The following is a 19,682-nucleotide window of genomic DNA, read 5'->3' as shown; positions in this document are numbered from 1 at the left end:
TGCTACCCAAAGCTAGCAGTTCCTTTCTATTTTTTAAAAGACAACCTTAGTTCCGTGCAATTGTGTCACGCCCAGCTGGTCAATAAAGGTTTGACGGTTGTCAAGGTCAATCCCCCCACCTGGTAGAATTTCAATTTTACCTTTAGCGTGCTCCAAAATTCTGTGATAGTGAGCAAAACGTTTGTCTAGTGAATCGCCAGACACACCAGCGCGAGTTAGGATACGAGTGACACCAGCTTGACTAAGCCAGTCAATAGCTTCTAACTGGTCTTCTTCGCTCAATTCATCAAAGGCCATGTGGAAGACAATTTCCATTCCTTTTGATGCAGCAATTAACTTTTCAAGATTAGGCTTATCCAACTTCTTATCAGCAGTTAAGGTACCAAATACAACCCCTTGACTTCCAGCCTGAGCAGTCAAGCGAATGTCTTCTAGCATAATATCAATTTCCATATCATTATAGACAAAGTCGCCACCACGTGGGCGAATCATGGTCATGATGGTCGTATCATAGTTAGCTGCCAGTTCAACTGCTGCCTTAGTTACTCCATAGCTTGGTGTTGTCCCACCAACTGCTAGATTATCACAGAGTTCGATTCGACGAGCTCCAGCCTCCATAGCTTTTTCAAGCAAGGTCACATTTTCAGCACAAAATTCGTAAACCATTTGATTCTCCTTGAAGATTACTTTAAATTTATTATATCATATTATTGTGAATATGCTTTCAATTTTATCAAGGGAAATAGTTACAAATTTTACTTATTCTTTGTCTGGAATAACCTTAAAGAGATAATAGGTGATAAAGATGGTCAAAGCACCCAGACTGATTTTGACTGGTAAGAGAGGGGCAAAATAAATGGAAATTCCCATCAAGATGTAGATGGATACGATGATTTTTTTCTTACGTTCACGCGCAATTGACTTGGTTTCCCGAAAATCAGCTACATATGTTTGATAGAGCTTGGTATGATAAAGCCAGTCTTCGAAACGTTTGGAACTTCTGGAGAAACAAGCAATAGACAACAAAAGGAAAGGCGTTGTCGGCAACAAGGGCAAGACAACCCCAATAATAGCCAAAGCCAGTGATAAAAAACCAATTATCAGATAGATAAGACGCATAACTACTCCTAATTAATACTCTTCGAAAATCTCTTCAAAAAACGTCAACGTCGCCTTACCGTAGGTATGGTTCCTGACTTCGTCAGTCTTATCTGCAACCTCAAAGCAGTACTTTGAGCAACCTGCGGCTAGTTTCCTAGTTTGCTCTTTGATTTTCATTGAGTATAAAATAATCTTCTTCTAGTTTCGCATACAATGATGAATTTTGTCAAGCACTAATCAAAAAGAGCCTGAAATTCACTTTCAGGACTCTCTTCTTATTTAATCTTTTCTTCTTCGTAGTCACCCTTGCTACAAACAACCTGCTTGCCACCACCACGGACTTTTTTCTCCATGAGGAAGTTGCCACATTTTGGACAGTCACGACCAACAGGCTTGTCCCAAGAGGTAAATTCACATTCTGGATAGCGATTGCAACCATAGAAAAGGCGATTGCGTTTGGTTTTACGTTCAATGATTTGTCCCTGATGACAACTTGGACACTCTACGCCGATTTCTTTCACGATTGCTTGGGTATGACGGCAATCTGGGAAATTACTACAAGCGTAGAACTTACCAAATCGACCAAGTTTAATGACCATTGGACTGCCACACACTTCACAGTCAAATCCAGCTGGTTCATCCTTGATTTGAATTTTTTCCATTTCTTCTTCAGCCTTGGCGACTTCTTTAGAAAATGGTTTGTAAAAGGCATCAATGACACGTTGCCACTGCTCTTTTCCGACTTCGACATCATCCAGCTTGCCTTCCATTTCAGCTGTAAAGGTCACGTTTACGATATCTGGGAAATATTCAACGATGAGCTTGTTGACAATTTCTCCCAACTCTGTCGGTTCAAAACGTTTGGATGCAAGGCGAACATAGTAACGTTTCTGAATAGTTTCAATGGTTGGTGCGTAGGTTGACGGACGGCCAACCCCATTTTCCTCCAAGGTCTTGATCAGTGTCGCTTCAGAATAACGAGCAGGCGGTTGGGTGAAATGTTGCTCTGGCTTGCTATTGACCTGTTTGACTACATCTCCAACAGCCATATCTGGTAACATCTTATTCTTGTCAGAATCATTGTAAATGGCAAGATAACCATCAAACTTAACCTGACTACCATTGGCAGCAAATTGAACTCCATTTTGAGACAATTTAACAGCCATGGTATCAAAGACAGCAGCTGTCATCTGGCTAGCCACAAAACGATTCCAGATAAGAGTATAAAGCTTGAGCTGATCCTTGTCCAGATATTTAGCAATACTTTCCGGTGTATTAAAAACGCTAGACGGACGAATAGCCTCGTGGGCATCCTGAGCACCTGAAGCGTTTTTGACCTTGCTACCATGCTTAGAATACTTACTACCAAAACGGTCCGTAATGAAACTTGCTGCTTCATTTTGCGCTACAGGACTAATACGAGTCGAATCGGTACGCATATAGGTAATCAAACCTTGAACACCAGAACCAATATTAATCCCTTCATAGAGCTGTTGGGCAACCATCATGGTTTTTCGAGTACGGAAATTGATTTTATTGGCAGCATCCATCTGCATAGATGAAGTGGTATAAGGTAAAGGAGCATTGCGTTTGCGCTCTTTCTTATCCACCTGATCTACTGAAAAGTCTTTACTAGTCAGACGAGACAAGACTTCCTTGACCTCATCATTGCTAGTCAATTTCAGCTTTTTGCCATCCACTCCATAGAAGGAAGCCTGAAATTGCTTGGTTCCCTTTTTAAAGACAGCATCAATTGTCCAATATTCTTCTGGTTGGAAGGCATTAATTTCATTCTCACGGTCAATGATTAACTTAAGCGCAATAGACTGAACGCGCCCTGCTGATAAGCCCTTCTTGACCTTCTTCCACAAAATAGGCGAAATCGAATACCCGACCAAGCGATCCAAGACACGACGAGCCTGTTGGGCATCGACCAAGTCCATATCAATCTTACGAGGTTCTTTGAAAGCATTTTTGACCGCATCCTTGGTGATTTCATTGAAGACCACACGGTTGGCATCATTTTCATCTAAGTTGAGAATGTGAGCCAAATGCCAAGAAATCGCTTCTCCTTCACGGTCCGGGTCACTCGCCAGAAAGACTTTATTAGCTTTTTTGGCTTCTTTTTTCAAGTCATTGATGAGAGGACCTTTTCCTCGTATATTGATATATTGCGGTTCATAATTATTTTCAATATCGACTGACATACTGGATTTCTTCAAATCACGGATATGCCCGACACTGGCTAAAACCTTGTAGTTTCTGCCTAGATATTTTTCAATCGTCTTGGCCTTAGCAGGCGACTCCACGATGACTAGATTTTTTTTAACTGTTGATTTTTTCTTTTTTGTTGCCGTAGCCACAGTATCACACCTTTTCAAAGTAATAAACTTTATAAAGTGTAAACCATTTTTTAAACCCTGTCAAGACTTAGCTACTATAATAGAAGAAAAGTTTATACTTAAGACCACAATCTTCCTTTGATATACATAGAAGACTCACGAGAAAAACCAGCTATTCTCAAGAAATTATTGCTCCTCAGACTCTGTATCAAATTTATTAGCTTTTTCCTTTTCTTTTGCTTCCTTATCTTTGATATACTGGAAGAAATACTCCACCAGTTCTTCCTTGCTAAGTTGTTCTGAATCAGACAATTGTGAAACTTGAACAGAAACATCACTTAAACCATAGTCACCTCTCTTACTTGAAATCATATCGAGTTCTTCTTCTGTCAAATAATTTCCTGAAATGGTTAGCTTTAGGGTATGATTCTTTTTAGAATAGGTTTTTTTCAAAATATTATGCCCCTGAAACTGCTCTGATATAAATTTATTAAGGGACTCTTTTTTCAATGTTTCTCTCACTAAAGTTGTTGCAGAGATGAAACTCGGAATCATCAGCAAAACAGCAACTAAAAGCAAAATCCTGCGCATTTTAGAGTCTTCTTCATTATCTCTAAAATAGTGCTTCTTAACCATCATCAACCTAACACCTATATAAGTCGCAATGACAATAAAGCTACAATTGATGAGGAATAGGTAAGAGGAGCCTATGATAAATTTTATATTAGCAGAAGCAATAGCATAACCTACCGTACAAAGAGGAGGCATCAAGGCGGTTGCAATCGCGACACCAGGGACAATATTATTGGTCTCTTTTTTCCTAGCACCAATAATACCTGCTATCCCTCCTACAAAAGCAATGAGAACATCCCAAATAGTCGGAGAGGTTCTAGCAACAATCTCCGAACTAGCATACGAAATGGGAGAAAGATAAAAATAAAGTGTTGAAGCTATTAAACTGGCAAGAATTTGAATAGCTAAGATTTTAAAAGATTTTCTTAACAATTTAAAATCAAATATAGCTAGAGAGAGCCCCACTCCCAGAATAGGTGTCATCAAAGGAGAGATTAACATGGCTCCAATAATCACGGGAGTCGAATCCATATTTAATCCGATAGAGGCGATAAGCATGGCACATAGTAAAATCGCTAAATCACTTCTGGAGAGTTCTAATTCTTCGTATATTTTATTTCTAAATTCTACCAACGAATACAGTTTATTATTTGTCACAAATATCTTCCTTTCCTAGCTAACTAGTCGCTAATACTCTTCGAAAATCTCTTCAAACCACGTCAGCTTTATCTGCAACCTCAAAGCGGTGCTTTGAGCAACCTGCGGCTAGCTTCCTAGTTTGCTCTTTGATTTTCATTGAGTATAAAATCCTAACAAACTCAATGCTTTAGTAGTCTGATATGCCAATCTCATGAGGTCTTTTTATCATTTTCCATCACATCCTGACGCAAATATCTACTGCTATCTCTCATCAGCTTCATTTCTAGTAAATGAAAATCAAACTCGGAAGCTAACCGTAGCTTGCTCAAAACACAGCAAGGCAAAGCTGAGCTGATTTAAAAAGATTTTCGAAGAGTGTCATCATAAATTTCAGACCATTTTTTATAATAACCATTTTATTTTTATCTGTCAAGGTCTTTGAATTCTTTCTTAGACAAGCCCTTGTAATCTCTACTTTTGAAGAATTTATTTTTCCTTACTGGCAATACTTGAGACGATACAGCTCCCTGATAATAAGCTGACCAAGATTAGTCACAAGCAACTCTCCTTTCTCAATTACACTAAATTGCTTTCCTTCCTATGGGAAAAGTCCTCCACTCCACTTATTCACTTAGAAAAAACGCATAATATCAAGTGCTGAAAAACTTGATAAAATGCGTTTTATTGTGGGGATATTTACTTCATTTTCTATTAAAAATTGATTTTTCTCAGAATTCTAGCTTAGGTCATTTTTAAAATTCAAATTCCGCAAGAACATCTTGCCCGCTGGTGACTAATTTTGCTCCTTCTTGAATCAAATGATGGCAACCGTCTGATAGTCCATCTAAAATGCTACCAGGTATAGCAAAAACATCGCGCCCTTCCTCCATTGCTCGCTCACAGGTAATGAGACTACCTGAGCGCATCTTAGCCTCTGCTACAATCACACCACGACAAAGTCCAGCAATGATGCGATTACGGGCAGGAAAATGAAATTTCAGAGGTTGTTCACCAGGTCCATATTCACTAAGAACCAGATGATCATTTCCGATATAGTCTTGCAAGCGTTTATTGGCTTTAGGATAAAACACATCCAGACCTGTCCCAATCACTGCAATGGTTTTCCCACCGTTCTGAATAGCTGCCATATGAGCCGCTGTGTCAATGCCCTTGGCTAATCCACTGACAATAACCAGTTCATTTTCCAAGCCCTGAATGACTTTTTCAACTGACTTAGCTCCCTGTTTGCTACAAGCACGACTACCCACAACCGCTACTTTTGGAAATTTCAAGAGGTCAAGATTTCCCTTGTAAAATAAAAGTACAGGCGCATCATATATTTCACTCAAATCCCAAGGGTAACAGTCATCTAAAATAGAGAAAGATGGAAATTTTTGAAACTCCTTCTCCAAATTCGCATCGTCTATCTGAAAATAACGTTCCATAAAAACAGCTGGATTTCTGCAACCTGATATATCTGCAATATCACCTAACAACAGTTCTTGATCAACATTTTCACCATATTCTAGGACATTCAAAATCTGTTGATTGGTCAAACCTGATTTTTTTAACTTATAAATTTCATAGTTTGTGATTTTCATAAATAACTCCATTTCTTTTACTACTCATCTATTCTATTCGTAAAAAATCAAAAAACATCCGACTATTTGTAATCCCCCAATAATGAAGTATATTGAAAAATCTCCAGACTAGAGAACTCAGCGATAGTTCCTAATCTGGAGATTTCTTATTTCCTCATCATAGCTACAAAGCTACTCACTCAGTTCCTGAAAGTAGTGTTTTCTTCAAAACTAGGCTTCTTCTTTGAGTTGACTGAGAACAGTCTTGATTTCAGAAATTAGTTCTGCTTCTTTTTGAGAATCTTTTTGATGGCTATCTACAAAGAGTCGTGCTTCATCAGCTAATTTCTTAGCCTTGTTTAGAACTTTTTTATCCTTGTCGCTAGCCTCTAGCTCAACTACAAGCTGGTGCAATTCTCTTGAAAGCTTATCTAGTTGAGAGGATTTTTTACGAGCTACTGCAAAGAGGAGAGCTCCTAGAAGAGAAAGAACTGCAGCTCCTAAGACACCATATAGAGGGATTTCTGTCTCATTTTTAGCTCCCTTGGTACTTTCTGCTTCTTTATTTGAGTTTGACGCAGACTGACTCTTATCAGCTGATGTCCCAGTTTGTAGAGAATTGAGAACCTGTCTAACTTTAGCAAGGAGGTCTGCCAATTCTTGAGCTGTTAAGTTTTCATTAGCAAGAGCTGCTTGCGCCTCTCCCAAGATACGATGTGCTTCCTCAAGTACTTCAGGAGATAGACCTGCTAGATCTTGCAGGCGACGTTCTAGCTCCTCTACCAGAGTACGAAGTTCTGACTTGTCCACAGCCGATGGACTTGTACCTGTTTGGGAATTCCCTACAAATCCAACGCTTCTACGAGCGCGACGTGGAGGAGTTCTTCGATTTCTTGTCGCAGATGGTGGAGTCACGGGATTTGTTCCAGACTGAGCTGAATCCGAATTAACGTTTCTCAAGCCGTTCTTGGCTGTTGTAAGACCATTCTTGGCTTCAGTTAAGGCGTTTTCTGCATCACGAACGTCTGATTCAGAAGCGTTGCTGTTTTGTTGAACTGCCTTCGCTTTTGTAACCGCTTGGTTTGCCTTCTCTTTGGCTGTCACATAAGCTTGTTTACTGTCTTCTGTCTTACCGTTAGTGATCGTTGGATCTTCTTGTCGTAAGACGCCTTCTAGCTCTTGAATCTTGTTAGAAAGATCGCTCTTATTAACGTTTCTCAAGCCGTTCTTGGCTGTTGTAAGACCATTCTTGGCTTCAGTTAAGGCGTTTTCTGCATCACGAACGTCTGATTCAGAAGCGTTGCTGTTTTGTTGAACTGCCTTCGCTTTTGTAACCGCTTGGTTTGCCTTCTCTTTGGCTGTCACATAAGCTTGTTTACTGTCTTCTGTCTTACCGTTAGTGATCGTTGGATCTTCTTGTCGTAAGACGCCTTCTAGCTCTTGAATCTTGTTAGAAAGATCGCTCTTATTAACGTTTCTCAAGCCGTTCTTGGCTGTTGTAAGACCATTCTTGGCTTCAGTTAAGGCGTTTTCTGCATCACGAACGTCTGATTCAGAAGCGTTGCTGTTTTGTTGAACTGCCTTCGCTTTTGTAACCGCTTGGTTTGCCTTCTCTTTGGCTGTCACATAAGCTTGTTTACTGTCTTCTGTCTTACCGTTAGTGATCGTTGGATCTTCTTGTCGTAAGACGCCTTCTAGCTCTTGAATCTTGTTAGAAAGATCGCTCTTATTAACGTTTCTCAAGCCGTTCTTGGCTGTTGTAAGACCATTCTTGGCTTCAGTTAAGGCGTTTTCTGCATCACGAACGTCTGATTCAGAAGCGTTGCTGTTTTGTTGAACTGCCTTCGCTTTTGTAACCGCTTGGTTTGCCTTCTCTTTGGCTGTCACATAAGCTTGTTTACTGTCTTCTGTCTTACCGTTAGTGATCGTTGGATCTTCTTGTCGTAAGACGCCTTCTAGCTCTTGAATCTTGTTAGAAAGATCGCTCTTATTAACGTTTCTCAAGCCGTTCTTGGCTGTTGTAAGACCATTCTTGGCTTCAGTTAAGGCGTTTTCTGCATCACGAACGTCTGATTCAGAAGCGTTGCTGTTTTGTTGAACTGCCTTCGCTTTTGTAACCGCTTGGTTTGCCTTCTCTTTGGCTGTCACATAAGCTTGTTTACTGTCTTCTGTCTTACCGTTAGTGATCGTTGGATCTTCTTGTCGTAAGACGCCTTCTAGCTCTTGAATCTTGTTAGAAAGATCGCTCTTATTAACGTTTCTCAAGCCGTTCTTGGCTGTTGTAAGACCATTCTTGGCTTCAGTTAAGGCGTTTTCTGCATCACGAACGTCTGATTCAGAAGCGTTGCTGTTTTGTTGAACTGCCTTCGCTTTTGTAACCGCTTGGTTTGCCTTCTCTTTGGCTGTCACATAAGCTTGTTTACTGTCTTCTGTCTTACCGTTAGTGATCGTTGGATCTTCTTGTCGTAAGACGCCTTCTAGCTCTTGAATCTTGTTAGAAAGATCGCTCTTATTAACGTTTCTCAAGCCGTTCTTGGCTGTTGTAAGACCATTCTTGGCTTCAGTTAAGGCGTTTTCTGCATCACGAACGTCTGATTCAGAAGCGTTGCTGTTTTGTTGAACTGCCTTCGCTTTTGTAACCGCTTGGTTTGCCTTCTCTTTGGCTGTCACATAAGCTTGTTTACTGTCTTCTGTCTTACCGTTAGTGATCGTTGGATCTTCTTGTCGTAAGACGCCTTCTAGCTCTTGAATCTTGTTAGAAAGATCGCTCTTATTAACGTTTCTCAAGCCGTTCTTGGCTGTTGTAAGACCATTCTTGGCTTCAGTTAAGGCGTTTTCTGCATCACGAACGTCTGATTCAGAAGCGTTGCTGTTTTGTTGAACTGCCTTCGCTTTTGTAACCGCTTGGTTTGCCTTCTCTTTGGCTGTCACATAAGCTTGTTTACTGTCTTCTGTCTTACCGTTAGTGATCGTTGGATCTTCTTGTCGTAAGACGCCTTCTAGCTCTTGAATCTTGTTAGAAAGATCGCTCTTATTAACGTTTCTCAAGCCGTTCTTGGCTGTTGTAAGACCATTCTTGGCTTCAGTTAAGGCGTTTTCTGCATCACGAACGTCTGATTCAGAAGCGTTGCTGTTTTGTTGAACTGCCTTCGCTTTTGTAACCGCTTGGTTTGCCTTCTCTTTGGCTGTCACATAAGCTTGTTTACTGTCTTCTGTCTTACCGTTAGTGATCGTTGGATCTTCTTGTCGTAAGACGCCTTCTAGCTCTTGAATCTTGTTAGAAAGATCGCTCTTATTAACGTTTCTCAAGCCGTTCTTGGCTGTTGTAAGACCATTCTTGGCTTCAGTTAAGGCGTTTTCTGCATCACGAACGTCTGATTCAGAAGCGTTGCTGTTTTGTTGAACTGCCTTCGCTTTTGTAACCGCTTGGTTTGCCTTCTCTTTGGCTGTCACATAAGCTTGTTTACTGTCTTCTGTCTTACCGTTAGTGATCGTTGGATCTTCTTGTCGTAAGACGCCTTCTAGCTCTTGAATCTTGTTAGAAAGATCGCTCTTATTAACGTTTCTCAAGCCGTTCTTGGCTGTTGTAAGACCATTCTTGGCTTCAGTTAAGGCGTTTTCTGCATCACGAACGTCTGATTCAGAAGCGTTGCTGTTTTGTTGAACTGCCTTCGCTTTTGTAACCGCTTGGTTTGCCTTCTCTTTGGCTGTCACATAAGCTTGTTTACTGTCTTCTGTCTTACCGTTAGTGATCGTTGGATCTTCTTGTCGTAAGACGCCTTCTAGCTCTTGAATCTTGTTAGAAAGATCGCTCTTATTAACGTTTCTCAAGCCGTTCTTGGCTGTTGTAAGACCATTCTTGGCTTCAGTTAAGGCGTTTTCTGCATCACGAACGTCTGATTCAGAAGCGTTGCTGTTTTGTTGAACTGCCTTCGCTTTTGTAACCGCTTGGTTTGCCTTCTCTTTGGCTGTCACATAAGCTTGTTTACTGTCTTCTGTCTTACCGTTAGTGATCGTTGGATCTTCTTGTCGTAAGACGCCTTCTAGCTCTTGAATCTTGTTAGAAAGATCGCTCTTATTAACGTTTCTCAAGCCGTTCTTGGCTGTTGTAAGACCATTCTTGGCTTCAGTTAAGGCGTTTTCTGCATCACGAACGTCTGATTCAGAAGCGTTGCTGTTTTGTTGAACTGCCTTCGCTTTTGTAACCGCTTGGTTTGCCTTCTCTTTGGCTGTCACATAAGCTTGTTTACTGTCTTCTGTCTTACCGTTAGTGATCGTTGGATCTTCTTGTCGTAAGACGCCTTCTAGCTCTTGAATCTTGTTAGAAAGATCGCTCTTATTAACGTTTCTCAAGCCGTTCTTGGCTGTTGTAAGACCATTCTTGGCTTCAGTTAAGGCGTTTTCTGCATCACGAACGTCTGATTCAGAAGCGTTGCTGTTTTGTTGAACTGCCTTCGCTTTTGTAACCGCTTGGTTTGCCTTCTCTTTGGCTGTCACATAAGCTTGTTTACTGTCTTCTGTCTTACCGTTAGTGATCGTTGGATCTTCTTGTCGTAAGACGCCTTCTAGCTCTTGAATCTTGTTAGAAAGATCGCTCTTATTAACGTTTCTCAAGCCGTTCTTGGCTGTTGTAAGACCATTCTTGGCTTCAGTTAAGGCGTTTTCTGCATCACGAACGTCTGATTCAGAAGCGTTGCTGTTTTGTTGAACTGCCTTCGCTTTTGTAACCGCTTGGTTTGCCTTCTCTTTGGCTGTCACATAAGCTTGTTTACTGTCTTCTGTCTTACCGTTAGTGATCGTTGGATCTTCTTGTCGTAAGACGCCTTCTAGCTCTTGAATCTTGTTAGAAAGATCGCTCTTATTAACGTTTCTCAAGCCGTTCTTGGCTGTTGTAAGACCATTCTTGGCTTCAGTTAAGGCGTTTTCTGCATCACGAACGTCTGATTCAGAAGCGTTGCTGTTTTGTTGAACTGCCTTCGCTTTTGTAACCGCTTGGTTTGCCTTCTCTTTGGCTGTCACATAAGCTTGTTTACTGTCTTCTGTCTTACCGTTAGTGATCGTTGGATCTTCTTGTCGTAAGACGCCTTCTAGCTCTTGAATCTTGTTAGAAAGATCGCTCTTATTAACGTTTCTCAAGCCGTTCTTGGCTGTTGTAAGACCATTCTTGGCTTCAGTTAAGGCGTTTTCTGCATCACGAACGTCTGATTCAGAAGCGTTGCTGTTTTGTTGAACTGCCTTCGCTTTTGTAACCGCTTGGTTTGCCTTCTCTTTGGCTGTCACATAAGCTTGTTTACTGTCTTCTGTCTTACCGTTAGTGATCGTTGGATCTTCTTGTCGTAAGACGCCTTCTAGCTCTTGAATCTTGTTAGAAAGATCGCTCTTATTAACGTTTCTCAAGCCGTTCTTGGCTGTTGTAAGACCATTCTTGGCTTCAGTTAAGGCGTTTTCTGCATCACGAACGTCTGATTCAGAAGCGTTGCTGTTTTGTTGAACTGCCTTCGCTTTTGTAACCGCTTGGTTTGCCTTCTCTTTGGCTGTCACATAAGCTTGTTTACTGTCTTCTGTCTTACCGTTAGTGATCGTTGGATCTTCTTGTCGTAAGACGCCTTCTAGCTCTTGAATCTTGTTAGAAAGATCGCTCTTATTAACGTTTCTCAAGCCGTTCTTGGCTGTTGTAAGACCATTCTTGGCTTCAGTTAAGGCGTTTTCTGCATCACGAACGTCTGATTCAGAAGCGTTGCTGTTTTGTTGAACTGCCTTCGCTTTTGTAACCGCTTGGTTTGCCTTCTCTTTGGCTGTCACATAAGCTTGTTTACTGTCTTCTGTCTTACCGTTAGTGATCGTTGGATCTTCTTGTCGTAAGACGCCTTCTAGCTCTTGAATCTTGTTAGAAAGATCGCTCTTATTAACGTTTCTCAAGCCGTTCTTGGCTGTTGTAAGACCATTCTTGGCTTCAGTTAAGGCGTTTTCTGCATCACGAACGTCTGATTCAGAAGCGTTGCTGTTTTGTTGAACTGCCTTCGCTTTTGTAACCGCTTGGTTTGCCTTCTCTTTGGCTGTCACATAAGCTTGTTTACTGTCTTCTGTCTTACCGTTAGTGATCGTTGGATCTTCTTGTCGTAAGACGCCTTCTAGCTCTTGAATCTTGTTAGAAAGATCGCTCTTATTAACGTTTCTCAAGCCGTTCTTGGCTGTTGTAAGACCATTCTTGGCTTCAGTTAAGGCGTTTTCTGCATCACGAACGTCTGATTCAGAAGCGTTGCTGTTTTGTTGAACTGCCTTCGCTTTTGTAACCGCTTGGTTTGCCTTCTCTTTGGCTGTCACATAAGCTTGTTTACTGTCTTCTGTCTTACCGTTAGTGATCGTTGGATCTTCTTGTCGTAAGACGCCTTCTAGCTCTTGAATCTTGTTAGAAAGATCGCTCTTATTAACGTTTCTCAAGCCGTTCTTGGCTGTTGTAAGACCATTCTTGGCTTCAGTTAAGGCGTTTTCTGCATCACGAACGTCTGATTCAGAAGCGTTGCTGTTTTGTTGAACTGCCTTCGCTTTTGTAACCGCTTGGTTTGCCTTCTCTTTGGCTGTCACATAAGCTTGTTTACTGTCTTCTGTCTTACCGTTAGTGATCGTTGGATCTTCTTGTCGTAAGACGCCTTCTAGCTCTTGAATCTTGTTAGAAAGATCGCTCTTATTAACGTTTCTCAAGCCGTTCTTGGCTGTTGTAAGACCATTCTTGGCTTCAGTTAAGGCGTTTTCTGCATCACGAACGTCTGATTCAGAAGCGTTGCTGTTTTGTTGAACTGCCTTCGCTTTTGTAACCGCTTGGTTTGCCTTCTCTTTGGCTGTCACATAAGCTTGTTTACTGTCTTCTGTCTTACCGTTAGTGATCGTTGGATCTTCTTGTCGTAAGACGCCTTCTAGCTCTTGAATCTTGTTAGAAAGATCGCTCTTATTAACGTTTCTCAAGCCGTTCTTGGCTGTTGTAAGACCATTCTTGGCTTCAGTTAAGGCGTTTTCTGCATCACGAACGTCTGATTCAGAAGCGTTGCTGTTTTGTTGAACTGCCTTCGCTTTTGTAACCGCTTGGTTTGCCTTCTCTTTGGCTGTCACATAAGCTTGTTTACTGTCTTCTGTCTTACCGTTAGTGATCGTTGGATCTTCTTGTCGTAAGACGCCTTCTAGCTCTTGAATCTTGTTAGAAAGATCGCTCTTATTAACGTTTCTCAAGCCGTTCTTGGCTGTTGTAAGACCATTCTTGGCTTCAGTTAAGGCGTTTTCTGCATCACGAACGTCTGATTCAGAAGCGTTGCTGTTTTGTTGAACTGCCTTCGCTTTTGTAACCGCTTGGTTTGCCTTCTCTTTGGCTGTCACATAAGCTTGTTTACTGTCTTCTGTCTTACCGTTAGTGATCGTTGGATCTTCTTGTCGTAAGACGCCTTCTAGCTCTTGAATCTTGTTAGAAAGATCGCTCTTATTAACGTTTCTCAAGCCGTTCTTGGCTGTTGTAAGACCATTCTTGGCTTCAGTTAAGGCGTTTTCTGCATCACGAACGTCTGATTCAGAAGCGTTGCTGTTTTGTTGAACTGCCTTCGCTTTTGTAACCGCTTGGTTTGCCTTCTCTTTGGCTGTCACATAAGCTTGTTTACTGTCTTCTGTCTTACCGTTAGTGATCGTTGGATCTTCTTGTCGTAAGACGCCTTCTAGCTCTTGAATCTTGTTAGAAAGATCGCTCTTATTAACGTTTCTCAAGCCGTTCTTGGCTGTTGTAAGACCATTCTTGGCTTCAGTTAAGGCGTTTTCTGCATCACGAACGTCTGATTCAGAAGCGTTGCTGTTTTGTTGAACTGCCTTCGCTTTTGTAACCGCTTGGTTTGCCTTCTCTTTGGCTGTCACATAAGCTTGTTTACTGTCTTCTGTCTTACCGTTAGTGATCGTTGGATCTTCTTGTCGTAAGACGCCTTCTAGCTCTTGAATCTTGTTAGAAAGATCGCTCTTATTAACGTTTCTCAAGCCGTTCTTGGCTGTTGTAAGACCATTCTTGGCTTCAGTTAAGGCGTTTTCTGCATCACGAACGTCTGATTCAGAAGCGTTGCTGTTTTGTTGAACTGCCTTCGCTTTTGTAACCGCTTGGTTTGCCTTCTCTTTGGCTGTCACATAAGCTTGTTTACTGTCTTCTGTCTTACCGTTAGTGATCGTTGGATCTTCTTGTCGTAAGACGCCTTCTAGCTCTTGAATCTTGTTAGAAAGATCGCTCTTATTAACGTTTCTCAAGCCGTTCTTGGCTGTTGTAAGACCATTCTTGGCTTCAGTTAAGGCGTTTTCTGCATCACGAACGTCTGATTCAGAAGCGTTGCTGTTTTGTTGAACTGCCTTCGCTTTTGTAACCGCTTGGTTTGCCTTCTCTTTGGCTGTCACATAAGCTTGTTTACTGTCTTCTGTCTTACCGTTAGTGATCGTTGGATCTTCTTGTCGTAAGACGCCTTCTAGCTCTTGAATCTTGTTAGAAAGATCGCTCTTATTAACGTTTCTCAAGCCGTTCTTGGCTGTTGTAAGACCATTCTTGGCTTCAGTTAAGGCGTTTTCTGCATCACGAACGTCTGATTCAGAAGCGTTGCTGTTTTGTTGAACTGCCTTCGCTTTTGTAACCGCTTGGTTTGCCTTCTCTTTGGCTGTCACATAAGCTTGTTTACTGTCTTCTGTCTTACCGTTAGTGATCGTTGGATCTTCTTGTCGTAAGACGCCTTCTAGCTCTTGAATCTTGTTAGAAAGATCGCTCTTATTAACGTTTCTCAAGCCGTTCTTGGCTGTTGTAAGACCATTCTTGGCTTCAGTTAAGGCGTTTTCTGCATCACGAACGTCTGATTCAGAAGCGTTGCTGTTTTGTTGAACTGCCTTCGCTTTTGTAACCGCTTGGTTTGCCTTCTCTTTGGCTGTCACATAAGCTTGTTTACTGTCTTCTGTCTTACCGTTAGTGATCGTTGGATCTTCTTGTCGTAAGACGCCTTCTAGCTCTTGAATCTTGTTAGAAAGATCGCTCTTATTAACGTTTCTCAAGCCGTTCTTGGCTGTTGTAAGACCATTCTTGGCTTCAGTTAAGGCGTTTTCTGCATCACGAACGTCTGATTCAGAAGCGTTGCTGTTTTGTTGAACTGCCTTCGCTTTTGTAACCGCTTGGTTTGCCTTCTCTTTGGCTGTCACATAAGCTTGTTTACTGTCTTCTGTCTTACCGTTAGTGATCGTTGGATCTTCTTGTCGTAAGACGCCTTCTAGCTCTTGAATCTTGTTAGAAAGATCGCTCTTATTAACGTTTCTCAAGCCGTTCTTGGCTGTTGTAAGACCATTCTTGGCTTCAGTTAAGGCGTTTTCTGCATCACGAACGTCTGATTCAGAAGCGTTGCTGTTTTGTTGAACTGCCTTCGCTTTTGTAACCGCTTGGTTTGCCTTCTCTTTGGCTGTCACATAAGCTTGTTTACTGTCTTCTGTCTTACCGTTAGTGATCGTTGGATCTTCTTGTCGTAAGACGCCTTCTAGCTCTTGAATCTTGTTAGAAAGATCGCTCTTATTAACGTTTCTCAAGCCGTTCTTGGCTGTTGTAAGACCATTCTTGGCTTCAGTTAAGGCGTTTTCTGCATCACGAACGTCTGATTCAGAAGCGTTGCTGTTTTGTTGAACTGCCTTCGCTTTTGTAACCGCTTGGTTTGCCTTCTCTTTGGCTGTCACATAAGCTTGTTTACTGTCTTCTGTCTTACCGTTAGTGATCGTTGGATCTTCTTGTCGTAAGACGCCTTCTAGCTCTTGAATCTTGTTAGAAAGATCGCTCTTATTAACGTTTCTCAAGCCGTTCTTGGCTGTTGTAAGACCATTCTTGGCTTCAGTTAAGGCGTTTTCTGCATCACGAACGTCTGATTCAGAAGCGTTGCTGTTTTGTTGAACTGCCTTCGCTTTTGTAACCGCTTGGTTTGCCTTCTCTTTGGCTGTCACATAAGCTTGTTTACTGTCTTCTGTCTTACCGTTAGTGATCGTTGGATCTTCTTGTCGTAAGACGCCTTCTAGCTCTTGAATCTTGTTAGAAAGATCGCTCTTATTAACGTTTCTCAAGCCGTTCTTGGCTGTTGTAAGACCATTCTTGGCTTCAGTTAAGGCGTTTTCTGCATCACGAACGTCTGATTCAGAAGCGTTGCTGTTTTGTTGAACTGCCTTCGCTTTTGTAACCGCTTGGTTTGCCTTCTCTTTGGCTGTCACATAAGCTTGTTTACTGTCTTCTGTCTTACCGTTAGTGATCGTTGGATCTTCTTGTCGTAAGACGCCTTCTAGCTCTTGAATCTTGTTAGAAAGATCGCTCTTATTAACGTTTCTCAAGCCGTTCTTGGCTGTTGTAAGACCATTCTTGGCTTCAGTTAAGGCGTTTTCTGCATCACGAACGTCTGATTCAGAAGCGTTGCTGTTTTGTTGAACTGCCTTCGCTTTTGTAACCGCTTGGTTTGCCTTCTCTTTGGCTGTCACATAAGCTTGTTTACTGTCTTCTGTCTTACCGTTAGTGATCGTTGGATCTTCTTGTCGTAAGACGCCTTCTAGCTCTTGAATCTTGTTAGAAAGATCGCTCTTATTAACGTTTCTCAAGCCGTTCTTGGCTGTTGTAAGACCATTCTTGGCTTCAGTTAAGGCGTTTTCTGCATCACGAACGTCTGATTCAGAAGCGTTGCTGTTTTGTTGAACTGCCTTCGCTTTTGTAACCGCTTGGTTTGCCTTCTCTTTGGCTGTCACATAAGCTTGTTTACTGTCTTCTGTCTTACCGTTAGTGATCGTTGGATCTTCTTGTCGTAAGACGCCTTCTAGCTCTTGAATCTTGTTAGAAAGATCGCTCTTATTAACGTTTCTCAAGCCGTTCTTGGCTGTTGTAAGACCATTCTTGGCTTCAGTTAAGGCGTTTTCTGCATCACGAACGTCTGATTCAGAAGCGTTGCTGTTTTGTTGAACTGCCTTCGCTTTTGTAACCGCTTGGTTTGCCTTCTCTTTGGCTGTCACATAAGCTTGTTTACTGTCTTCTGTCTTACCGTTAGTGATCGTTGGATCTTCTTGTCGTAAGACGCCTTCTAGCTCTTGAATCTTGTTAGAAAGATCGCTCTTATTAACGTTTCTCAAGCCGTTCTTGGCTGTTGTAAGACCATTCTTGGCTTCAGTTAAGGCGTTTTCTGCATCACGAACGTCTGATTCAGAAGCGTTGCTGTTTTGTTGAACTGCCTTCGCTTTTGTAACCGCTTGGTTTGCCTTCTCTTTGGCTGTCACATAAGCTTGTTTACTGTCTTCTGTCTTACCGTTAGTGATCGTTGGATCTTCTTGTCGTAAGACGCCTTCTAGCTCTTGAATCTTGTTAGAAAGATCGCTCTTATTAACGTTTCTCAAGCCGTTCTTGGCTGTTGTAAGACCATTCTTGGCTTCAGTTAAGGCGTTTTCTGCATCACGAACGTCTGATTCAGAAGCGTTGCTGTTTTGTTGAACTGCCTTCGCTTTTGTAACCGCTTGGTTTGCCTTCTCTTTGGCTGTCACATAAGCTTGTTTACTGTCTTCTGTCTTACCGTTAGTGATCGTTGGATCTTCTTGTCGTAAGACGCCTTCTAGCTCTTGAATCTTGTTAGAAAGATCGCTCTTATTAACTGTCGCCCGTATGGTACTATCTGATAACTCGGATATGGAACCTTCGTTATCAAGCGGTCTATCCGTACCAGATGTTACCATCATTGTGACCAATCGTAATTGATCGGTTCCTAATTTATCAACACCATATTTTTGGTAGTCAGGCGGAGTAAAAGTTACTACTCCATTAGCATCTGGAAGACCACTTGAAAGGATTGTAAAGTTTTTAGCATATGGCACAACTGTATCATATCCATTATAAGTAGAGCCGCCTTTCACTAGATAAACTCTCACTTCTTGATTATTAGTTCTGTTTCTTGTATCAACTCCAGCAGGTAATCTAGCTCTAATAAATTTAGAAGGGTCTCTAAATGTCGGGTCTTGAGGAATCGTACCCGCTTTTCCTTCAAGTTCTTTATCCGTTGTAATAAATGTTGCTTTTGGAAGAGGGAGTTGTATATATCCTGTGTATATTTGTGAAAATCCTCCCTCATCTGTAGCTTTAACGGTATACTGTCTTATACCAAACTGAGTCCGTGGGATTACACCAGTTAATTGCATTATAGCCTTACGAGTACCCAAACCACTTATTTTGCTTGTAAGTCCAAGTCCCTCTATCCCGGTAATAGTCATTTCACGAATATTTTTCGTTGTTGATTCAGCTCTAAATCTTAAACCATATCCCTGATATTGGTAGTCTGAAACAGTATCCTTCGGATTTTGAGTAGGGCGTTCTACACGACCTGGAGCAAGCTTCTCTAGCTTTAAGCTAACAGCGTCACGTTTACTTCTTCGACTCCTAGTTGTTCCAGTTCCCTCTGCATCTTTTTTCAGTTGACTAGCCTTTTTATACTCCTCAAGAGCAGCATTAAAGACCTCCTGGTCAACAACCCCATCTTCCTTTGTCTGAAGTGCTTCATTTAGTTTATCGTATGCTTCTTTAAGTTTTTGGACTTGTTCTGGATTTTCAGTGCTGGTCTTCAGCTCTTGGAGGAGTTTATGGATGTTTTCTGATAGAGGATAGCTACCTGAACCATTTGTGTAGTCTGTAGCCCCCTCCGCTGTCTCCCCCTTTTCTTTGTTTTCTGTTGACACTGATACTGGAGGAGAGGCTAGCAATCCCCCACCACGTCGCCCCCGTCTAGGAGCCGGGCTCGGTTCACTCAGAGTCGCACCCCTTCCTTCTACGAGCTCGGTTGGAGAAGTGACTCCACCAGCCAAAGCCTTGTTGACCTCCTCAGTCAAGGTTTTCATAGCTTGAACTTGGGCATTGACTTCCTCTTGACTAGAGTTTGGATTCTCAAGAACAGCTTTAGCTTGTGCTAGACCTGCTTCTACACGAGCGTGAAGTTCTTTCATGGAGTCCAGCGTCAGATTAGCAAGTAAAGCTTGTAGACTGGTTTGTGCAGACTCGGCAAGTGACTTATCCACAGTAGGACGGTTTACCTCTGCTTGTTTTTCTCCCTTGCCTTCTTCGCTATCTTTTACTAGAGACTTGTTTTCATCTGATGCTTCTTGAGGCTTTTGATTACCTTGGCTAGATTGCTCGGGTTCACTAGGGGCTGTGACAAGACTTTTTTCACTTAGCTCTTCAGATCCCCCCCCCCGAGGAATCGCTTACAAGGGCGCTGGTTCTAGTCGTTCCGTTCTCTGTCGCTGGAGAAATATCAGGCGTTTGTGCCTGCACTGTCCCATTGGCAAAAAACATCAGCGCCGCAACGGCAACGCTAGCAGCACCGAAGTGGTACTTCCTTATTGAGTAACGAAAAACCTTTTCCCCTTTGCGCTCTTCTTTACTTTTTAGTTTCATTCATTC

At 41.9% G+C, this 19,682-nt stretch carries 7 protein-coding genes and 1 pseudogene; all 8 read right to left on the bottom strand.

Annotated elements, in window-relative coordinates; genetic code table 11:
* Nucleotides 1–33: 33 nt before the first annotated feature.
* Nucleotides 34–666, bottom strand: a complete 633-nt coding sequence (locus AC6I9F_RS04835) for a copper homeostasis protein CutC (RefSeq protein WP_498023104.1) — start codon at nucleotides 664–666, stop codon at nucleotides 34–36.
* A 93-nt stretch (nucleotides 667–759) separates the two neighbouring features.
* Nucleotides 760–1,119, bottom strand: a complete 360-nt coding sequence (locus tag AC6I9F_RS04830) for a YbaN family protein (protein ID WP_001237210.1) — start codon at nucleotides 1,117–1,119, stop codon at nucleotides 760–762.
* A 12-nt stretch (nucleotides 1,120–1,131) separates the two neighbouring features.
* Entirely contained in the window at nucleotides 1,132–1,278 is a 147-nt protein-coding gene (locus AC6I9F_RS04825) for a hypothetical protein (protein WP_000693333.1), read from the bottom strand.
* 98 nt (nucleotides 1,279–1,376) lie between these two features.
* Complete coding sequence (gene topA / locus AC6I9F_RS04820; protein ID WP_498023101.1) at nucleotides 1,377–3,464, bottom strand: type I DNA topoisomerase; 2,088 nt, start codon at nucleotides 3,462–3,464, stop codon at nucleotides 1,377–1,379.
* A gap of 165 nt (nucleotides 3,465–3,629) precedes the next feature.
* Nucleotides 3,630–4,673 (bottom strand): TIGR00341 family protein, encoded by a 1,044-nt coding sequence (locus tag AC6I9F_RS04815; RefSeq protein ID WP_498023099.1) that lies wholly within the window; start codon nucleotides 4,671–4,673, stop codon nucleotides 3,630–3,632.
* Nucleotides 4,674–5,407: 734 nt separating this feature from the next.
* Entirely contained in the window at nucleotides 5,408–6,256 is an 849-nt protein-coding gene (gene dprA, locus AC6I9F_RS04810) for a DNA-processing protein DprA (protein WP_498023098.1), read from the bottom strand.
* 210 nt (nucleotides 6,257–6,466) lie between these two features.
* A complete protein-coding gene (locus tag AC6I9F_RS04805; protein WP_498023179.1) occupies nucleotides 6,467–19,297 on the bottom strand; it encodes a hypothetical protein in 12,831 nt (4,276 codons plus the stop codon).
* Nucleotides 19,277–19,676 (bottom strand): annotated as a pseudogene (locus AC6I9F_RS04800) (YSIRK-type signal peptide-containing protein); the annotation flags it as partial. The pseudogene AC6I9F_RS04800 and the gene AC6I9F_RS04805, both read right to left, overlap by 21 nt.
* Between the last annotated feature and the right edge of the window lie 6 nt (nucleotides 19,677–19,682).

This window comes from Streptococcus nakanonensis (genome assembly GCF_059738785.1).
The sequence above is the reverse complement of the archived record's forward strand: the minus strand, read 5'-3'. Positions and strand labels throughout refer to the sequence as shown.

Excerpts from the sequence above, each read along its gene's own strand:
- AC6I9F_RS04835 (WP_498023104.1), bottom strand. The coding sequence starts at position 666 with ATGGTTTACGAATTTTGTGCTGAAAATGTGACCTTGCTTGAAAAAGCT.
- AC6I9F_RS04825 (WP_000693333.1), bottom strand. The coding sequence starts at position 1,278 with ATGAAAATCAAAGAGCAAACTAGGAAACTAGCCGCAGGTTGCTCAAAG.
- dprA (WP_498023098.1), bottom strand. The coding sequence starts at position 6,256 with ATGAAAATCACAAACTATGAAATTTATAAGTTAAAAAAATCAGGTTTG.
- AC6I9F_RS04830 (WP_001237210.1), bottom strand. The coding sequence starts at position 1,119 with ATGCGTCTTATCTATCTGATAATTGGTTTTTTATCACTGGCTTTGGCT.